This is a genomic window from Terracoccus luteus, from assembly GCF_003635045.1.
In the GTDB taxonomy this organism is placed as follows: domain Bacteria; phylum Actinomycetota; class Actinomycetes; order Actinomycetales; family Dermatophilaceae; genus Terracoccus; species Terracoccus luteus.
Map to the genome: position 1 here is coordinate 3,384,153 of NZ_RBXT01000001.1, position 16,810 is coordinate 3,400,962.

Here is a 16,810-nt window from a genome sequence, read left to right on the forward strand (position 1 = left end):
GCTCACGGCGACCTCCTCGTCGTCGGGATGGGTGGTGGGACGGGCGACGACGCGAGTCAGCCCGTGGTCGGCCGGATGACGGCCATGCGCGTCACGGTCAGCTCGTCGATGGCGAAGCGCGGGCCTTCGCGACCGGTGCCGCTGTCCTTGACCCCGCCGTAGGGCATGACGTCGGAGCGGAACCCGGGCACCTCGTTGACGATGACGCCGCCGGTCTCGATGCGGTCGACGGCCTCGAACGCGGTGGCGAGCGAGGCGGTGAAGACGCTGGCGTGCAGGCCGTAGCGCGAGCGGTTGACGACCTCGAAGGCCGTGTCGAGGTCGGGCACGGAGCGCACGGCGACGACGGGCCCGAAGATCTCCTCGTCCCACGCCGACACGCCGTCGGGCACGTCGAGCAGCACGGTCGGCACGATGCTGGTGCCCTCACGCGTGCCGCCGCCGACGAGCCGGGCTCCGGCGTCGACGGCCTGCTGCACCCACTCGAGCACGCGCCCCGTCGACCCGTCGTCGATGAGGGCGGAGACCCGCGTCGCCTCATCACGCGGGTCTCCGACGACGACCTCGCCCATGCGGGAGGTGAGCCGTTGCAAGAAGGCCTCGCGGACGGCATCCACGACGACGACCCGCTGCACGCTGATGCAGGCCTGGCCGGAGGCGTAGTAGCCACCGCGCACGACGGCGTCGGCGGCGGCGTCGAGGTCGGCGTCGGCGGCGACGACGAGGGCGGCGTTCGAGCCGAGCTCGAGCAGCACCTTGGTCGGCGCCGCGTCGCGGGCGATGCGGTGGCCGACGGCCGCGGAGCCGGTGAACGAGACGGCGCCGACGCGACGGTCGGTCGTCAGCGCCACGCCCACGTCGGGCCCGCCGGTGACGAGCTGCAGCGCGGCCCGGGGCGCACCGGCCTCGTGCAGCGCCTCGCGCACGACGTGGACGAGCCAGATCGTCGACAGCGGCGTCTGCGGGGCCGGCTTGACGACGACCGGGCACCCGGCGGCGATGGCCGGGGCGATCTTGTGGGTGGCGAGCAGCACCGGGTAGTTGAAGCCGGCGATGCCGACGACGACGCCGATGGGCTTGCGCACCCAGAACCCGAGCAGCCCCTCGCCGGAGGGCAGCAGGTCGAGCGGCACCGTCTCGCCGTGCAGCCGCGCCACCTCCTCGGCGGCGGTCTGCAGGGTGAGGAGAGTGCGGGCCACCTCGACCCGGCAGTCGACGAGCGGCTTGCCGGTCTCGGCGACGAGCAGTCGCTCGAGGTCGTCACGGTGCCGCTCGACGGTGTCGTGCGCCGCTTGCAGCGCGCGCCGGCGCACGTGCGAGGGCAGTCGGCCGACCTCGTCACGCACGGCGAGGGCCTCGTCGAGCGCGCGGTGGGCCAGGGCCTCGTCGCCGACCGGGGCCGTCGCGACCACCGACCCGTCGTAGGGGAAGCGGACCTCGGCGGTCGAGGGGGCGGACAGCCACCCGTCGCCGATGGGCAGTCCGTCGGGGTGGTCGAGGCGGGGCTGGCTCATGGGTGGGCGGACTCTCCGTCGTCGGTGTCGGTGGTCGCGTCGGTGGTGGTGTCGGTGGTTTCGCTGGTGGTGGTCGTGGTGTCGAGGATGCCGGTCGGCCCGGACCCCACGGACGCGAAGGCCGACGGGTAGGCGTCGCGGTACGAGAGCCACTGTCCTGCAGGGGTGCTCACCGACTCGGCTGCCAGCATGGCGTGGCCGACGGCACGGGTGAAGCAGTCACCGGCCGCGTCGAGCAGGGCGTGGAAGGCGGCGGCGTCGGGTGCGGGCGTCGCGCCGGTCGCGAGGGTGAAGACGGTGTCGCCGTCGAACATCGTGTGCACCGGGCGGATGCCGCGGGCCATCCCGTCGTGCGCGATGCCGGCGATCTTGGCGCACTGCGCCTTGGTGAGCGTGCGGTCGGTCGCGAGGACCCCGATGGTGGTGGCCCGGCCCGGGCCGAGCCCTGCCTTCGCCGCGAGCTCGGCGGCGCGGCGACGGGCCTGCTCGACGTCGTGCGCGTCTGGTCGCCGCAGCGGGGGGAACTCGCCCGGCATCCCGAACGACAGCGCGTAGAGCTCGCCCGTCTGCGGGTCGACGCACGACCCGAACGCGTTGACGACCGCGAGCGCCGCGACCGTCGTGCCGTCGGGCAGCACGACGCTGGCCGTGCCGACGCCGCCCTTGAGGCCGCCGGCCAGTGCGCCTGTTCCGGCTCCGGTGGCGCCCTGGACCACCGGACCCGCTGGCGCCGACTGCGCTGCCGTCAGGGCCTGTTCGCCTGTCGAGGCATCGGGGCGGGCGGTGAAATCACCCCCGCGGCCGAGGTCGAAGACGACGGCGGCCGGCACGATCGGCACCACCTCGCCGGGGCCGCCGACCTGCAGGCCGGTGCCGTCGGCCGCGAGGCGACGCATGACCCCGTCGGCAGCCGCGAGGCCGAACGCGCTGCCGCCCGAGAGCACGACCGCGTGCACCCGCTCGACCATGTTGCGGGGGTCGAGCAGGTCGGTCTCGCGGGTGCCGGGGCCGCCGCCGCGCACGTCGACGCCGGCGACGGCGCCGCCCGGCGGGCAGAGCACGACGGTCGTGCCGGTGAGCCAGCCGTCGCCGGTGCGGCTCGCGTGGCCGACGCGCAGCCCCTCGACGTCGGTGAGGCCGTTGGTGGGGCCGGGGCGCGCGGCGGCCGTCGCGGCATCCGTCGTGCTGCCGTTCACGTCCCCCGTCACCTCGCTGGTGAGCTCGCTCGTCACGACGCCTCCCCCCGGGTGAGGTCGGCGGCGGTGGCGCCCGCGAGGGCCTTGGACAGCGTCGGGACCGCGGCGATGAGGGTGCGGGTGTACGGGTGCTGCGGGTCGTCGTAGACGCTGTCGACCGGCCCGGTCTCGACGATCTCGCCGCGGTGCATGACGGCGACGCGGTCGCAGACGTGGCGCACGACGGAGAGGTCGTGCGAGACGAAGACGAGGGTGAGGTCGAGCTCGTCGACGAGGTCGGTCATGAGGTTGAGCACCTGTGCGCGCACCGACACGTCGAGCGCGCTGACCGGCTCGTCGGCGACGAGGATGCGCGGCCGCGGCGCGAGCGCGCGGGCGATGGAGATGCGCTGGCGCTGCCCCCCGGAGAACTGGTGCGGGTAGCGGTCGGCGGCGTCGGCCCGCAGGCCGACGGCCTCCAGCAGCTCGACGACGCGGTCGCGCGACGGGCCGAGCCCCTGGGCGACGAGCGGCTCGGCGACGATGTCGCGCACGGTCATCCGTGGGTCGAGCGAGCTCATCGGGTCCTGGAAGACGAGCTGCAGCCGGCTGCGCAGGAACCGCAGCTGGCGGTCGTTGCGGCCGGTGAGGTCGGTGCCCTCGACGTGCACCGAGCCGGTCGTCGGCTGGTCGAGCCCCGAGATGATGCGCAGCAGCGTCGACTTGCCGCACCCGCTCTCACCGACGATGCCGAAGCGCTCGCCCGGCGCCACGTCGAAGCTGACGCCGCGCAGGGCGCGCACCGGCTCGCCGGCGCGCAGCAGCGACGGCCGCGGCCGGCGGTAGTCGCGCGTCACGTCGCGCACGCTCAGGGCCGGCGCGTCGGGGTGAACGGGTGGTGCCTGCGTCGTCATGCGCGCTCCTGCTCGCCGTCGGGGGCGGATGCCGGGTGGCCGGCGGCGTCGGTCGAGCCCGCCGGGTGGAAGCAGGCGTAGCCCGAGTCGGGGCCGGTCGCGGTCCACGGCGGGCGCTGCTCGCACGCCGACGTCGCGTGCGTGCACCGGTTGCGGAACACGCACCCCGCCGGGAACGTGCCGGCCGCGGGGACCGACCCGGCGATGGTCGCCAGCCGGCCGCGGTCGTCGACGACGGTGAGGTCCGAGGCGCCGAGCAGGCCCTGGGTGTAGCGGTGCCGCGGCCGGGTGAAGACCTCCTGCACGGTGCCCGTCTCGACGATGCGTCCGCCGTACATGACCATGACCCGTTCGCAGACGGTCGCCACGACGGCGAGGTCGTGGGTGATGAAGACCATCGCCGAGCGGCGGTCGACGACGCCGCGCACGATGAGGTCGAGCACGAAGGCCTGCACCGTGACGTCGAGGGCGGTCGTCGGCTCGTCGCAGACGAGCAGGGCCGGGTCGTTGGCGAGGGCCAGCGCGAGCACGACGCGCTGCCGCTGACCGCCCGAGAGCTGGTGGGGGTAGGCCTTGGCCGTGGCGGGCGGGTCGGGCAGGCCCACCTGGTCGAGCAGCTCGACCGCCGCCGCCTCGGCGGCCTTGCGGTCCGGTCGGGTCCGGTGCACGAGCATGGCCTCGGCCACCTGGTCGCCGACGCGCATCGTCGGGTTGAGGGCGGTCATCGGCTCCTGGAACACCATGGCGATGTCGCGGCCCCGCACCCGTGACATCGACCGCTCGTTCGCCCCGACGAGGTCGTGGTCGACCCCCGCCACGCGCACGGACCCGGTCGCGGTGAGGCCCTCGGGCAGCAGCCCCATGAGGGCGAGGGCGGTGAGCGACTTGCCCGACCCGGACTCGCCGATGAGGCCGACCCGTTCGCCCCGCCGCACGCTGAAGCCGACGTCCTGCACGAGCGGCTGGCCGTGGGTGCCCACCGTGAGCCCGTCGACGACGAGCACGTCGGGCTCGCGGCCGCCGGCTTCCGCCTCGCGCACCTCGGTCTCCCGCACGTCCGTCCCGCGGGTGTCGGTCACGGTCGTGTCGGGCGTCGGTCGGGTCGTCATCGGCGGTCGTCCAGTCGGGGGTCGAAGCGGTCGCGCAGGCCGTCGCCGAGCAGGTTGAAACCGAGCACCGCGACGGCGATGGCGACGCCGGGGAAGATCGCGAGGCGCGGCGCGGAGAAGAGCAGCTCCTGGCTCTCCTGGAGCATCCGCCCCCACGAGGGGGTCGGCGGCGGGGTGCCGAAGCCGAGGAAGGACAGGGCCGCCTCGGCGATGACGGCGATGGCGAACGACACCGACGCCTGCACCGTGACGAGGCTGCTGACGTTGGGCAGCACGTGGCGCAGCCCGATGGCGAAGGGCCCACGCCCGGCGGCCCGGGCGGCGAGCACGTACTCGGTGTTGAGGACCTGCAGCGTGCCGCTGCGGATGAGCCGGGCGAAGTTGGGGATGGTCGCGATGCCGATCGCGATCATGGCCACGAGGGTGCTCGCGCCGTAGACGGCCGCGAACATGATGGCGAGCAGCAGCGCCGGGAAGGCGAGCAGCAGGTCGTTGCCGCGCATGAGTAGCTCGCCGAACCAGCCGCGGACCATGCCCGCGACGATGCCGAGCGGCACACCCACGAGCGCGGCCACCCCGACGGCGACGAAGCCGACGAAGAGCGTGGTACGGGCCCCGACCATGATCTGGCTGAAGACGTCGCGGCCGAACTTGTCGGTGCCGAACCAGTAGTCGCCCGACGGCCCCTGCAGCCGGGTGGCCGCGTTGACGAGCGTCGGGTCGTGCGGCGTCCAGACGAAGGAGACGAGGGCGAGCGCCACGACGAGCCCGACGAGCACGCCTCCGACGACGAGGCTGCCGTTCGTGCGCCGACGACGACGGCGACCGGCGCGCGCACCGGGCCCACCGGCATCCACGGCGGGTGGGGTGGGCGTCGGCACCTGGCCACTCGACGGTGCAGGGGTGGTGGTGGGCAGGTCGGTCATCGGGCACCCGCCCTCAGTCGGGGGTCGATCACGAGGTAGAGCAGGTCGACGACGAAGTTGACGACGAGCACGGCGACGACGAGGAGCATGACGACGTCCTGCACCACGATGAGGTCGCGCTGGCTGACGCTGTCGAGCAGCAGGCTGCCGAGGCCGGGGATGACGAAGACCCGTTCGACGACGACCGCGCCGATGAGCAGCGTGGCGAGCTGCAGCCCGAGCACCGTGACGACGGGCACGGCCGCGTTGCGCAGCCCGTGCCGCACGAGGGCCCGGCCGGGCGTCAGGCCCTTCGAGCGCGCGGTGCGCAGGTAGTCCTCACGCAGGACGTCGAGCACCGCGCTGCGCACGTAGCGCGTCAGCACCGCGGCCTGCACGAGCCCGAGGGACAGGACCGGCAGGATCAGCTGCTTGACGAACATGACCGGGTCCTGCGCCGGCGGGGTCCACCCGTTGGCGGGCAGCCAGCCGAGCGTCACCGCGAAGACCGTGATGAGCAGGATGCCGGCGAGGAACCCGGGGACGGCCACGCCGAGCTGCGCGACGGCCGAGAGGGCCAGGCCCGACAGCTTGCGGTGCCGTACCGCCATCACGGTGCCCATCGGCACCGCGACGACGAGGGCGAGCAGCATGGCGACGCCGACGAGGATGAGCGTCACCTGCAGCCGGTCGACCAGCTGCGGTGCGATGGCGATGCCAGACACGTACGACGTGCCGGGGTCGAACGTCACGAGACCGGTGACCCAGCTGACGTACTGCACCGGCAGCGGCCGGTCGAGACCGAAGTCGGTGCGCAGCTGCGCCACCGCCGCGTCGGACGCGTTGACGCCCAGGGCGACCCGGGCGGGGTCGCCCGGCAGCACCGCCATGAAGGCGAAGACGACGACGGAGCTGACGACGAGGCTCGCGACGAGGATGCCGAGCCGGTTCAGCAGGCGAAGGAGCATGGGCGCGACGACCGGTCAGGAACCGGACAGCCCCGTCACGTCGAAGGACTCGGAGATCGCGTTCTTCGGCAGGCCGGTGACGCCCTTGTCGGCGACGATGATGTTCGGCAGCACGAACAGCCAGTCGGCCGCCGCGGTCTCGGAGAGCAGCTTGGCGGCCGCCTTCATGTCGGTGACCTGCTCCTGCTCGGTGCCGGCGTCGGCCTTGGCGAGCAGCGCGCTGAACTCGGGGTTGGTGTAGCGCGTGTAGTAGGTCGGGTCGCCGAAGACGGCGCCCATGTCACGCGGCTCGACGTGGGCCACGATCGACATGTCGTAGTCGGCGTTCTTGAAGACGGTCGTCAGCCAGGCGGCGGGGAACTCGAGCTGGTCGAGCGCGACCTTGAAGCCGGCCTGCTCGAGCTGGCTCTTGACGACGGTGCCGCACGCGGTGGCGTACGGGAGGGTCGGGATGCGCAGGCGCAGCGTCTGGCCGGCCTCGCCCGACTCCTGCAGCAGGGCCTTCGCCTTGGCGACGTCGTAGGGGTAGAGGCCGGTGAGGTCCTCGTACCAGGGGTCGGTCGGCACCGACATGCTGCCGATGAGCGTGCCGCGGCCCGCCCAGCACGTGTCGACGAGCGCCTTGTGGTCGATGGCGTAGCGCACGGCCTGACGCATCTTCTCGTTCTTCATCGGCCCGCTGCCGTTGTTGAACGAGAGCACCACCTCGCCGTTCGTCGTGCCCTCGATGACCTGGTACTTGTCGTTGTTCTCGAACTGGCCGAGCGACTCCGGGGTCTGGACCGTGCCGATGACGTTGATCGTGCCGGTGAGCAGCGCGTTGTTGAGGGCGGTCGGGTCCTTGAAGTACTTGAAGGTGACCGTCTTGTACGCGGGCTTCGTGCCCCAGTAGGCGTCGTTGCGCACGAGCTGGATCGAGTCGCCGCGGGTCCACGTGCCGACCGAGTACGGGCCCGTGCCGACGGGCTTCGCGGCGAGGTCGTCGACCCCGGTGCGGCTGAACATCGCGCCGACGCGGGTCGTCATGCGGTACAGCCAGTCGTTGCTCGGCTTGGACAGCACGACCTTGAGCTGGGTCGGCGAGACGACGGTCGTGCTCGCGACGACGTTCATGGCCGACTTGAGCGAGACGGTCCACGCGCTCTTGACCCGGTCGATGGAGAACTTCGCGTCGTCGGCCGTGAAGGGCGCACCGTTGGTGAACTTCGCATCGGAGGCGAGGTCGAACGTGTACGTCTTGCGGTCGTCGGAGACGGTCCACTTCGTGGCCAGGCCCGGCTTGATGTCGCCGTTCTGGTCGAGCTGCACGAGGCCCTGGTAGACGTTGTAGAGCAGCACCTGCGGGATGGCGGCGCCGTCGGTCTTGGTGAAGTCGAGGTTGGCGGGCTCGGCGACGAGCCCGATGCTCAGGGCGCCGTCACCGGCGTCGCCCGTGCCGCCGCTGCCGGGGCCCCCGTTGCCGCCGGAGGTGCCGCCGGACCCCGCGGAGCAGGCGGCGAGCGCGAGGCTCCCCGCCGCCACCGCAGCCACGACGGCGAGGCTCGTCTTGCTCTTGGTGTTCCTCACGTCAGATCTCCATCCGGTCGAGAACGGCAGCCGCCAGGTCGGTTGTCGTGGCGCTCCCCCCGAGGTCGGGGGTGTGGTGGGTCGGGTCGAGCAGGGCGGCAGAGACAGCCTGCCGGATGCCGGTGGCGGCGACGGTGTGACCGAGGTCCTCGAGCAGCAGGGCGCCCGAGAGGAGGCACGCGACGGGGTTGGCGACACCCCGGCCGGCGATGTCGGGGGCCGAGCCGTGTACCGGCTCGTAGATGCCGGGCACGTCACCGCCGGGCAGGACGTTGGCGCTGGGCGCCATGCCCATCCCGCCGGCGAGCACGGCGGCGAGGTCGGAGAGGATGTCGCCGAAGAGGTTGCCGGCGAGCAGCACGTCGAGCGAGCGGGGCGACTGCACGAGTCGGGCGGCCATCGCGTCGACGAGCACCACCTCGAGCTCGACGTCCGGATGCTGCTCGGCCACCTCGCGCACGACGCGGTCCCACAGCGGGTAGCCGTGCCGCATCGCGTTCGACTTCGTCACGAGGCTGAGCCGCCCGGAGCGCCGGCCGGCGAGCTCGAAGGCGTGCCGGGCCGCGCGCTCGATGACCCGGCGGGAGTGGACGGCCACCTCGATGCCGATGTCGTGCCCGGTGCCGGCGTGGGCGAGGCCACCGGCGCCGACGTACTCGCCCTCGGTGTTCTCGCGCACGATGACGAGGTCGACCCCGTCGGTGTCGACGACGCGGGTCGGGACACCGGGGAAGGCGTGGACGGGACGCACGTTCACCGCGAGGTCGAGCTGCTGGCGCAGGCCGATGATGAGGCCCCAGACGAGTTCGTCGTCGGGGACGTCGGGGCGGCCGACGGCACCGAAGAGGACGGCGTCGTGGGCGCGCACCACGTCGGCGGCGTCGGCCGGCATAGCCGCACCTTCGCGCAGGAAACGCTCACCGCCCCAGTCGAGCTCGGTCACCTGGAGGTCGAGGCCGGTGCCCTCGGCAGCGCGCTGCAGGACCGGCACGGTCGCCGCGACGACCTCGGGGCCGACCCCGTCACCCGGGATCACGGCGAGGCGCACGGGAGCCACGGTCGTCGTCACCGTGCCTCCTCACCGCCGGGGTGGAACCAACTGGTCTGACCAGTGGACTTCCTGATGATTGTCGCTACCCTGACGACTGCGCCAGTTGTTGTCAAGGCCTCCGAGCGGGGCGGCTGGCGGCGGTCCGACCGAGGGAGCCGAATGCCCGGGGATGTTGACGTGGCCACGCTGTCCGCCACCGAGATGACGGCGGCCTTCGCCGCCGGCTCGGTCTCACCGGTGGAGGTCCACGACGCCGTGCAGGAGGTCGTCGAGCGCCGGGAGCCGGTGCTCAACGCCTTCTGGGAGCGCGACCCCGACCGCTCGCGGGCGGCGGCCGTCGGGAGCGAGTCACGCTGGCGTGCAGGCGAACCCATGGGCCCGCTCGACGGGGTGCCCGTGACCGTCAAGGAGAACCTCGCGCGAGCGGGGGTGCCGATGCCGTCCGGCAACGCCGGCGTCGAACCCGTCGTGCCGACGGCCGACTCACCCGTCACCGCCCGGCTGCTCGAGTCGGGCGCGGTCGTGCTCGGGTCGACGGTCATGCCCGACTGGGGCATGCTCTCGTCCGGTGTCTCGAGCCTTCACGGCATCACCCGCAGCCCATGGGACCCGACCCTGACGACGGGCGGGTCGAGCTCGGGCGCAGGGGCGGCCGCGGCCGGGGGCTACGGACCGCTCCACGTCGGCACCGACATCGGCGGCTCGATCCGCCTGCCCGGCACGTGGCTCGGCCTCGCCACCCTCAAGCCGAGTGCGGGCCGGGTGCCGCTCGACACCCCCTACCTCGGCCGCTGCGCCGGGCCGTTGACGCGTACCGTCGCCGACGCCGCCCTGCTCATGGAGGTCATCTCACGGCCCGACCCACGCGACTGGACCAGCCTGCCCCCGCAGGAGATCCGGTGGCGCGACCTCGACGGTGACGTCGCCGGCCTCCGGGTCGGCCTGCACCTCGACGCCGGCTGCGGCGGCGCCGTCGACCCCGACATCGCCCGCGTGGTCGAGGCGGTCGGGGCGACCTTCGCGGCCGCCGGGGCCCACGTCGAGCCGGTGCCGCCCTTCATGACCCCCGAGCTGCTCGACGCCCTCGACCTCTTCTGGCGGGTGCGCTCGTACAAGGACCTCGCAGCGCTCCCGCCCGAGCGGCAGGCACTCGTGCTGCCGTACGTGCGCGACTGGTGCCTCGTGGGGGCCGGCGTCACGGGGGCCAGGGTGCTCGAGTGCTACGAGCTCGTCATGCGCATGCAGGCGGTCTCGGTGGCGGCGACCGCGCCTTATGACGTCGTCGTGTCGCCGGTGGCGCCCGTCGCGGCGTTCGCCGCCGAGCAGCCGATGCCCTACCCCGACGACGGCCGCGGCATGCGCCACATCGGCTTCACCGCCCCGTACAACATGACGGGCCAGCCGGCCGCGACGGTCAACGCGGGGTTCCTCGCCGACGGCCGCGCCGTCGGCGTGCAGCTCTCCGGCCGCCGCTTCGACGACCTCGGGGTGCTGCGCGCCGCGCACTGGTACGAGGCCAACCGGCCGGCCGGCGCCGTACCCGACTGGCCCGACGGCATCCGGTCTGGTGTCGACAGCGGTGCCGGTGGGCGCGCGTCGGTGCCGGCACGGGTTCGGTGGGCTCGTGAGCGCCCCCGCCCCGTTCGAGCAGGTGCGCCCGGTGCGCCTGTACGAGCGCATCATCGAGCAGATCGAGGGGGCGATCGCCAGCCGCACGCTGCGCCCGGGCCAGCGGCTGCCGAGCGAGCGCGAGCTCGTCACCCAGTTCGGGGCCAGCCGCTCGACGGTGCGCGAGGCGCTGCGGGTGCTCGAGAGCAACGGGGTCATCCGCTCACGGCCCGGCGACCCCAACGGCCCGGAGATCCTGCCGTTCTCGAGCCAGGCCCTCTCGACCCAGCTGACCCGCCTGGCCCGCGTCGACGGGGTCGACCTCGGCGAGCTGATCTCCTTCCGCATGGTGCTCGACAGCTCGGCCAACCTGCTCGCCGCCCGCTTGCGCACCGACGCCGAGCTGGCCGAGATCGAGGCGACCATCGAGGTGATGCGCGGCGCCATCGACCTCGGCTACGAGGAGTTCAGCGAGGCCGACGTCGCCTTCCACGAGGCGATCGCCCGCGTCAGCAGCAACAGCCTCGTGCAGGTGTGCAACCAGGTCGTGCGCGGCGTCGTGCTGTCACTCATCTCCGACAAGATCGCCCGGTCGCGCAACAGCCAGGCGCTCATGCGCGAGTCGCTGCGCCACCACGAGGAAGTGCTCGAGGCGATCCGCGCCGGTGACGGGCCCGCGGCGGCGCGCATCTCGCGGCGCAACCTCTACGACTACTACGCCGGCTACCTGCCCAAGGCCGAGCGCGAGCCGCTGCGCGCGCTCCTCGACGCGCACTGAGGTCACGGTGCCCGGGCGCACCCGCCGCCGGACGCGTGGACCGGCGCCGCGTCGCCCCACCGCGCGTCCGGCGGTGGGGCGACGACGGCATCCGGTGTCAGCGGGGCAGCGGAGTCACCTGCAGGGCCTGGCGGGCGTCGTCGAAGAGGCGAGGGGTCATCTCCTTGGCGGGCCCGGCGGCGCGCCACTTCGCCGCCTGGGGGACGTCCGCGCACGCGGACGGGTAGCGGTCGCAGTAGCTCGTGATGCCACCGACCGAGTCGGCCGAGAGCATCGCCTTGGCGATGGCGCGGCTGAGGGTGTCGGCGCCGGCGCCGAAGATGGCGTTGAGCTGGCGGGAGTCGGCCGGGTCGTTGATGCGCAGCGGCTCACCCTGCCCGGTCGAGACCGCGAAGACGGTGTCGCCGTCGGCGAGGGTGTGGATCGGCCGGATCGCCCGGGCCATGCCGTCGTGGGCGTTGCCGGACATGCGCTGCGCCGCCGCCTTCTCGAGCGGGGCGTTGGTGACGACGACGGCGATCGTCGTGTTGAGGTCGTCGCTCTTCGCGGCACTGGCGACGGTCTGGCACTCGGCCTGGGTCGGGGCCTTGAGCCCGGCGAACTCGTCGCCGATGCCGAACTGGGCGCCGAGCAGCTGGCAGGTCTTCGGGTCGACGGGCGACCCGGCGGAGTTCACGACGACGACGGCGCCGACGTAGATGCCGTCACCGAGGTAGACGCTCGCGGTGCCGACGCCGCCCTTGAGGCCGCCGGCGCGGGCGCCGGTACCGCCGCCGAACGCGCCCTGGCGCACCGCCGCGCCCGCGACGTTGGAGGCGGCGACGTAGCCCCACTCGGGGCCGGTGCGGGCCTTGATGTCACCGCCCCGGCCGAGGTCGTAGATGTCGGCCGCGGGGACGATGGGCGCGACGCCCACCGACCCGAGGGGGACGCCCTCGCCGCGGTCCTCGAGCCAGCGGATGATGCCGTCGGTCGCGGAGAGGCCGTACATGCTGCTGCCGCCGAGCTGGACGGCGTTGACGCCGGGGTTGCTGTTGAGCGGCGAGAGCAGGTCGGTCTCCTTCGTGGCCGGCGCCCCGCCCCGCTGGTCGACGCTGGCCACGGCCATGGTCGGGAAGTAGAGCACCGAGGTGCCGGTGAGGAACGGCGAGGTGCGGTTCTGCACCTGGCCGACCTGCACGCCGGGGACGTCGGTGACGGCGTTGCGCTGGCCGGGCAGCCCCGCGGTCGGGGTGAAGGCGGCGGGCGCGGCCGGGGCGGCGGCGGGCGCCGCCACCCCGGTGACGGGGTCGGCCGCCGCACCGGCGAACCCGGCCGAGGCGAGGCCGAGACCGGCGACGAGGGCGGTGAGGCGTAGGACACGAGGAGCGCGCATGACGGATCCGTTCGGGTCGGGGGTGTGAGTCCGACCACTGTGGACCGTCGTCGGCGCCCTGTCGAGACGAATCTCGTTGTACGACAGTGGTTCTCATGCTTGACGACGGTCTCTTCAGCGCGCTCACGGGGGCGGCTGGGCCCGCCCCACGGCATCCGGGCCCTGCGGCCGTGACCGGCCACGGTAGGGCGCGCAGCGGACGGCCGGTGGAGGGTTGTCGTCGCCGGGGCGACGCAGACCCTCCACGGGCCACCCGCCGAGGGCGTCAGGCGTCGCTCGCCTTGACCGCGAGGACCGCGCACTCGGCGTCGAGCAGGATCTGCTGGGCCGTGCTGCCGGTGACGAGCTTGCCCACGGGCGAACGGCGCCGGACCCCGATGACGATGAGGTCGGCCCCGACCTCGCCGGCCACGACGAGGATCTCGTCGGCGGCCGAGCGACCCTCGGTGGGCTGGCGCACCTCGTGCGGGATCTCCGCGTTGGCCAGCTGCAGGTCGATGGTGTCCATGTCCTGCGCCGTCGCGAAGGCCGGGTCGGCGTAGTTGCCGTTGTGCCCGGTGTTGACGACGGTGACCCGCCCGCCCGTCAGGCGGGCCAGGTTCACGGCCGCCTCGAGGGCGGCCACGCCCTGGGGGGTGGGGATGTACCCGACGACGATGTTCTGCACGGTGTGCTCCTCGGTCGCGCTCGTGGTGGTCGCTGTGGTCGTTGTGGTCGTGCTGGGCGGGCTGCTGGGCTGGTGGGGGTGGGTGGGGCCGCCGTCTCGGACACCGGCCCCACCCACGTCGGTGGGCGGTCAGGCGCTCTTCGGGAGCGTCATCGCGCCGGTCATGATGCCGACGCCGTCGGTCATCGAGTGCGACTGGGGCGTGATCACCCCGGCGCGACCACCGAGCCGCTGGATGTGGATGCGGTCGGCGACGTCCCACACGTGCGGCATGTTGTGGCTGATGAGGATGACCCCGAGCCCGTTCTCGCGCAGCTGCTTGACCATCTGCAGCACCATGTTCGACTCCTTGACGCCCAGGGCGGCGGTCGGCTCGTCGAGGACGACGACCTTGCCGCCGAACGCGGCGGCCCGGGCCACCGCGACCGCCTGGCGCTGCCCGCCCGAGAGGGTCTCGACGGCCTGGCCCATGTTCTGGATGGTCTGGATGCCGAGGTCCTGCACCGCCGTGCTGGCCCGGTCGCGCATCCCCTTCTTGTCGAGCATCCGGAAGACCGAGCCGAGCACCCCGGGCCGCAGCTCCTCGCGCGCGAGGTAGAGGTTGCTCGCGATGTCGAGGGCCGGGATGACGGCGAGCTGCTGGTACACGGTCTCGATACCGGCGTCGCGGGCGTCCTGCGGCTTGCGGAAGCTGACCTGGCGGCCGTCGAGCTCGAGGGTGCCCGAGTCGGGGACGAGCGCCCCGGTGAGGCACTTGATGAGCGTCGACTTGCCGGCGCCGTTGTCGCCGATGACGGCGAGCACCTCACCGGGGTAGAGGTCGAGGTCGACCCCGTCGAGGCCGATGACACGACCGAAGGTCTTCACGAGGCCGCGGGCCGACAGGACGGGTTCCCGGGTGCCGCCGGCCGCGCCGGAGGTGTCGCGGGCGGCGTCGGGCGCGGTGCCGTGCGAGGTGGCGGTCATGCCTTCACCTTCCTGATCCACTGGTCGATGGCGACGGCCACGATGACGAGGATGCCGACCGCGAGGATGCGGTACTGCTGGTCGACGCGGGCGAGGCTGAGACCCACGGTGAACGACTGGACGATGAGCGCCCCGATGAGGGTGCCCACGAGCCGGCCGCGACCACCGAAGAGGCTGGTGCCCCCGATGACGACGGCCGTGATGCTCTCGAGGTTCGCGTTCGTGATGGCGTTGGGGCTCGCCGCCCCGGCCCGGCCGATGAGGACCCAGGCACCGATGCCGTAGATGAGCCCGGCGACGGCGTACACGCTGAGCAGGATGCGCTTGCTCGGGATGCCCGAGAGGCGTGCCGCCTCGGGGGCGTCACCGACCGCGTACACGTGCCGTCCCCACCGCGTCTGGCTGAGGACGTAGCCCATGACGAGGTAGAGCAGGACGACGATGACGACGCCGACGGTGAGGCGGAACGGCCCGACGGAGAACCCGGTCGAGGTCCAGTTGAGCAGATCGGGGAGCACGTTGTTCTGGTAGCTCTTGCTGCCCGAGTAGAGCAGGGCGACGGCGGTGAAGATGCTCAGCGTGCCGAGGGTGACGATGAACGGTGGCAGGTTGATGCGGGTCACGAGGAAGCCGTTGAGCAGGCCCGCCGCCGCCCCGAGCCCGACACCGATGAGCAGCGCCACCGGGGCCGGCACCCCGTTCTCGACGGAGATCTTCGCCATGACCATCATCGCGAGGATGACCGTCGCGCCGACGGCGAGGTCGATGCCGGCCGTGAGGATGATGAGCGTCTGTCCGATGGCGAGACAGGCGACGACCGCCGTCTGCTGGATGAGCAGCGAGAGGCTGGCCGGGTTCGCGAACCGCGGGTTGACGATCGTGAAGGCCGCTGCCGTGACGACGAGGATGAGCAGCGGGCTGATGAAGGGGTAGCCGTGCAGCAGGTGCTGCACGCGCTGAAGCGGGCTGTGTCGACGACGCGCCAGCTCCGCCGCAGCGGCCGAGGTGCCAGCGGTCATCGGTCAGCCCCAGCAGATCTTCGACGCGGCGGCCGAGTCGATGCTCTCGACGCCGTCGGCCTTCTTGTCGGTGACCAGGGCCACGCCCGTGTCGAAGAAGTCGAGACCCTCGGTCACCTTCGGCTTCTCGCCGGTGCGGGCCAGCTTGGCGATGGCCTCCATGCCGAGCGTCGCCATCTTGAGCGGGTACTGCTGGGCCGTCGCGCCGATCACGCCGTCGGTCACCGACTTGACGCCCTGGCAACCACCGTCGACGGACACGATGATCGCGTCCTTCTCCTTGCCGGCGGCCTTGAGGGCGTTGTAGGCGCCGACCGCGGAGGGCTCGTTGATGGTGTAGACGACGTTGATGTCGGGGCTGTTGGTGAGGCAGTTCTCCATCGCCGTGCGGCCACCGTCCTCGGAGCCCTGGGTGGGCTCGTTGCACGCGATCGTGTAGTCGCCACCGGTGTACGTGCCGGTCTTGTCCTCGTCGCCGTTCTTCGTCTTGTCCTTGGTGTCGATGCCCATGCCGGTCAGGAAGCCCTGGTCGCGGTTGTAGTCGACGGAGACGATCTTGTCGTTGAACAGGTCGAGCAGGGCGATCGTCGCCTTCTTGCCAGCGAGCTGCTTCTCGGCCCACTGGCCGATGAGCTCGCCGGCCTTGAAGTTGTCGGTGGCGAAGGTGATGTCGACGGTGTCGGCCGGGTCGGGAGGGGTGTCGAGCGCGATGACGAGCAGCCCCGCGTCGCGGGCCCGCTTGATCGCGTCGTTGACGCCCGGGCCGTTGGGCGTGATGAGGATGCCCTTGTCGCCGGCCGAGATCGCGTTCTCGATGGCCTGGATCTGACCCTGCTCGTCGCCGTCCTTGGCGCCGGACGCGACGGTGAGGTCGACGTTCTGCTTCGCCGCGTCGGCCTTGGCGCCGTTCTGCATCGCGACGAAGAACGGGTTGGTCGAGTCCTTGGTGATGAGCGAGACGCCGACGGCCTCCCCGCTCCCTCCACCGGCAGTGCCGCTCGCGCCGGGCGTGGTGGTGTCGGACCCGGAGTCGCCACCGCAGGCGGCCGTGCCGAGCACGAGGGCGCCGGCGGCCACGAAGGCCAGGGCGCGACGCACGGAGCGGGACCGGTGGACAGTGGTGCTGCGCTGCATGGGACAACCTCTCTGTTGCACATCGTCATCTGACAACGTTGTCAACAGACGTTATATGGTG

Annotated in this window: 14 protein-coding genes and 1 pseudogene; 2 read left to right on the forward strand and 13 right to left on the reverse strand. The window is 72.6% G+C overall.

Annotated features, from left to right (window positions below; all coding sequences use genetic code 11):
• Positions 1 to 56 precede the first annotated feature (56 nt).
• The 8 genes from DFJ68_RS15255 to DFJ68_RS15290 are packed head-to-tail and all read right to left on the reverse strand — an operon-like array spanning position 57 to position 9,220.
• A complete protein-coding gene (locus tag DFJ68_RS15255) occupies positions 57 to 1,514 on the reverse strand; it encodes an aldehyde dehydrogenase family protein (protein WP_121034470.1) in 1,458 nt (485 codons plus the stop codon).
• Positions 1,511 to 2,746, reverse strand: a complete 1,236-nt coding sequence (locus DFJ68_RS15260; RefSeq protein WP_245963684.1) for a P1 family peptidase — start codon at positions 2,744 to 2,746, stop codon at positions 1,511 to 1,513. The genes DFJ68_RS15255 and DFJ68_RS15260 overlap by 4 nt, the downstream gene beginning before the upstream one ends.
• Positions 2,743 to 3,603, reverse strand: coding sequence for an ATP-binding cassette domain-containing protein (locus tag DFJ68_RS15265; RefSeq protein WP_121034471.1), 861 nt, complete (start codon positions 3,601 to 3,603; stop codon positions 2,743 to 2,745). Before DFJ68_RS15265 ends, DFJ68_RS15260 begins: the two co-directional genes overlap by 4 nt.
• A complete protein-coding gene (locus tag DFJ68_RS15270) occupies positions 3,600 to 4,712 on the reverse strand; it encodes an ABC transporter ATP-binding protein (protein ID WP_121034472.1) in 1,113 nt (370 codons plus the stop codon). Before DFJ68_RS15270 ends, DFJ68_RS15265 begins: the two co-directional genes overlap by 4 nt.
• On the reverse strand, positions 4,709 to 5,638 hold the full coding sequence (locus DFJ68_RS15275) for an ABC transporter permease (protein ID WP_121034473.1): 930 nt from the start codon (positions 5,636 to 5,638) through the stop codon (positions 4,709 to 4,711). Before DFJ68_RS15275 ends, DFJ68_RS15270 begins: the two co-directional genes overlap by 4 nt.
• Positions 5,635 to 6,585, reverse strand: coding sequence for an ABC transporter permease (locus DFJ68_RS15280; RefSeq protein ID WP_121034474.1), 951 nt, complete (start codon positions 6,583 to 6,585; stop codon positions 5,635 to 5,637). Before DFJ68_RS15280 ends, DFJ68_RS15275 begins: the two co-directional genes overlap by 4 nt.
• Before the next feature lie 15 nt (positions 6,586 to 6,600).
• Positions 6,601 to 8,151 carry an ABC transporter substrate-binding protein gene (locus DFJ68_RS15285; RefSeq protein ID WP_211333389.1) on the reverse strand — a complete coding sequence of 517 codons (1,551 nt, stop codon included), beginning with the start codon at positions 8,149 to 8,151 and terminating at the stop codon, positions 6,601 to 6,603.
• A gap of 1 nt (position 8,152) precedes the next feature.
• Positions 8,153 to 9,220, reverse strand: a complete 1,068-nt coding sequence (locus DFJ68_RS15290; protein WP_121034475.1) for an isocitrate/isopropylmalate dehydrogenase family protein — start codon at positions 9,218 to 9,220, stop codon at positions 8,153 to 8,155.
• Positions 9,221 to 9,403: 183 nt separating this feature from the next.
• Between DFJ68_RS15290 and DFJ68_RS15295 the strand changes: the two are divergent.
• Together DFJ68_RS15295 and DFJ68_RS15300 are read left to right on the forward strand one after the other, a co-directional pair.
• A pseudogene (locus DFJ68_RS15295) lies at positions 9,404 to 10,696 on the forward strand (amidase); the annotation flags it as partial.
• 130 nt (positions 10,697 to 10,826) lie between these two features.
• The gene (locus tag DFJ68_RS15300; RefSeq protein WP_121035431.1) at positions 10,827 to 11,588 is read left to right on the forward strand and encodes a FadR/GntR family transcriptional regulator; all 762 of its coding nucleotides are present in this window, start codon (positions 10,827 to 10,829) and stop codon (positions 11,586 to 11,588) included.
• Between the two features lie 97 nt (positions 11,589 to 11,685).
• On the opposite strand, the gene DFJ68_RS15305 is transcribed toward DFJ68_RS15300, so the two are convergent.
• The 5 genes from DFJ68_RS15305 to DFJ68_RS15325 all read right to left on the reverse strand — a co-directional run bounded on the left by DFJ68_RS15305 (position 11,686) and on the right by DFJ68_RS15325 (position 16,749).
• Complete coding sequence (locus DFJ68_RS15305) at positions 11,686 to 12,963, reverse strand: P1 family peptidase (protein WP_121034476.1); 1,278 nt, start codon at positions 12,961 to 12,963, stop codon at positions 11,686 to 11,688.
• Between the two features lie 265 nt (positions 12,964 to 13,228).
• On the reverse strand, positions 13,229 to 13,630 hold the full coding sequence (locus tag DFJ68_RS15310) for a universal stress protein (RefSeq protein ID WP_245963685.1): 402 nt from the start codon (positions 13,628 to 13,630) through the stop codon (positions 13,229 to 13,231).
• Positions 13,631 to 13,759: 129 nt separating this feature from the next.
• Positions 13,760 to 14,596 (reverse strand): ATP-binding cassette domain-containing protein, encoded by an 837-nt coding sequence (locus DFJ68_RS15315; protein WP_121034477.1) that lies wholly within the window; start codon positions 14,594 to 14,596, stop codon positions 13,760 to 13,762.
• Positions 14,593 to 15,615, reverse strand: a complete 1,023-nt coding sequence (locus DFJ68_RS15320; protein ID WP_121034478.1) for an ABC transporter permease — start codon at positions 15,613 to 15,615, stop codon at positions 14,593 to 14,595. Before DFJ68_RS15320 ends, DFJ68_RS15315 begins: the two co-directional genes overlap by 4 nt.
• A 3-nt stretch (positions 15,616 to 15,618) precedes the next feature.
• Positions 15,619 to 16,749 carry a substrate-binding domain-containing protein gene (locus DFJ68_RS15325; RefSeq protein ID WP_121034479.1) on the reverse strand — a complete coding sequence of 377 codons (1,131 nt, stop codon included), beginning with the start codon at positions 16,747 to 16,749 and terminating at the stop codon, positions 15,619 to 15,621.
• Positions 16,750 to 16,810: the final 61 nt, after the last annotated feature.